A 1929-nucleotide genomic window follows, 5' to 3' on the forward strand; every position below is an offset into this window, starting at 1 on the left:
CACCCTGACCGCTGCCGGGTGCGGCGGCGAATCCGGGTCCCGGTCCGCCCGGCTGCCCGCCCGGCGGTAACGCTTCTGGACCGGGAGCAACGGCCATCGCCGCGGGCGGCGGGACCGGCCCGGGCGCGGCCAGCTCGGTGCGCTGGTTGGGGCTCAGCGTGAGGTACTGCGACTTGACGATGGCGATCTGCAGCTGCAGCTGGCTCTGTTTGGACTGCAGCTTGGCGCGCACCGCAGCGGCCTGCTCGGCTGCGGTCTTGGCGTCGGCGGCAGATTTGGCGGATGCCTGTTCGGCTTGGGTGGCCTGCTCGCGGCTGGTGCGGTAGTTGGCCATCTGCTCACGCATTGCGGTGGACATCACCCGCTGCACGGCCAATTTGCCGATCAGCTGCTGTGGCGACTCGGCGGTCATGATGGCATTCAGGCCGTCGGTTCGGCCACCCATATACGAGGCTGCCGCAAACTTGTCGATGCCAGCCTGAAATGTTGCCAACCGCGACTTCGCGGCGTCGGCGGCGGCCAGGTCGTCGGTGTGCTTCTTGTCGGCGGCATGCTGCGCAGCCAGCTTGTTGTTGAGGTCGAGCTGGGCGCTGTGCATTGCCTCGGTGGTTTGCTCAGCTTGCCGGGACAGCTCACTAAGTTTTGCCATGGAGTCATTGGCTGGGTCGGCCAGCACATTGCTGGCGGCAACTCCCGTCAGGGCGGCGGAGCCAGCTAGCGCTGCGATAGCAAAGCGCTTAGCCGCGCGCAAACACGCGTTCCTACCGATATGCCCCAACCCCAAGACTTTGCATCCTTAAAACCCGTCGGCTCTGCGGCCGAGTCTGCTCTAGGTCTCAGATAGGTTACGAAACGGCATCGAGCTTGTCCAACTCTGGATGATTAAGAAAACAGCAAGATTTCAACGTAACGCCGTTAGGCTACCCCGGGTCGCTGACGGTGAATGGGAACCAGCCGCAGCCTTGGGGCCATGCCCGCGTCGGCGAGCACCTCCAGGGCGGCACGCTCGTCCTCCAGCAAAGTTTCCGGTACCCCGAGTATCACGCTGACGACGCAGTCACGACATCCCGGACCGCGTACTGCGCAGTCATCACAATCGATGACCACTGGTTCCCCTGACTCGGGCGGGTCTTCCGCCGCCCGGTCGGGCTCGGTATTGTGCGCCATCTCGTGGGTCCTCTCGGTCTTTGGGTGGCCTTGCCGCCACGCTAACCGCCGGCACCGACAGATCTCGCCGCCTCCTTTCCGCTTGACCCCCCGGCTCCTCCTCGGACCGCTGCGCGGCCGGCATCCGTGCGCAATCCCCGAGCTGTCGGTGCGTCTGCCTAACGTCACGGCCATGGGCACGCCCGCCGGCGACCAGCTGAGCCTCCCCGACCTCGACGGGGCTGCCGAAATGGCGCTCCGCGAGACCACATTCGTGGTCGTGGACCTGGAGACCACCGGCGGGCGGATGACTGCTGGTGAGGGAACCGCCGCCGACGCAATCACCGAGATCGGGGCGGTCAAAGTGCGCGGCGGTGTGGTGCTGGGCGAGTTTGCCACCCTGGTCGACCCGCAGCGCAGCATCCCGCCGCAGATCGTGCACCTGACCGGCATCACCACGGCGATGGTGTGCGATGCCCCGACGATCGGTGCCGTGTTGCCGATGTTTTTCGAGTTCGCCCGCGGTGCGGTGCTGGTAGCCCACAACGCCAGGTTCGACGTGGGGTTTTTGCGCGCCGCGGCCGAACAGTGCGGCATCGTATGGCGCCGGCCTCAGGTGCTGTGCACCGTCCAGCTGGCCCGCAGGGTGCTGACCCGCGAGGAAGCTCCCAGCGTGCGACTGGCGGCGCTGGCGCGGCTGTTCGCCGTCGCCAGCGAGCCCACCCACCGGGCGCTCGACGACGCGCGGGCCACCGTCGATGTGTTGCATGCGCTCATCGAGCG

2 protein-coding genes and 1 pseudogene are annotated in these 1929 nt (G+C 66.9%); 1 reads left to right on the plus strand and 2 read right to left on the minus strand.

Annotation, left to right across the window (positions count from 1 at the left end; translation table 11 throughout):
- Together WB785_RS10295 and WB785_RS10300 are read right to left on the minus strand one after the other, a co-directional pair.
- A pseudogene (locus tag WB785_RS10295) lies at nucleotides 1–649 on the minus strand (peptidoglycan hydrolase RipC); the annotation flags it as partial.
- Between the two features lie 266 nt (nucleotides 650–915).
- Entirely contained in the window at nucleotides 916–1167 is a 252-nt protein-coding gene (locus tag WB785_RS10300) for a hypothetical protein (RefSeq protein ID WP_424078911.1), read from the minus strand.
- Nucleotides 1168–1315: 148 nt separating this feature from the next.
- On the opposite strand from WB785_RS10300, the gene WB785_RS10305 reads away from it, so the two are divergent.
- On the plus strand, nucleotides 1316–1929 hold a 614-nt coding region (locus tag WB785_RS10305; protein WP_424078912.1), incomplete at its 3' end, for an exonuclease domain-containing protein.

This window comes from Mycobacterium sp., assembly GCF_049585075.1.
Taxonomy (GTDB): Bacteria; Actinomycetota; Actinomycetes; order Mycobacteriales; family Mycobacteriaceae; genus Mycobacterium.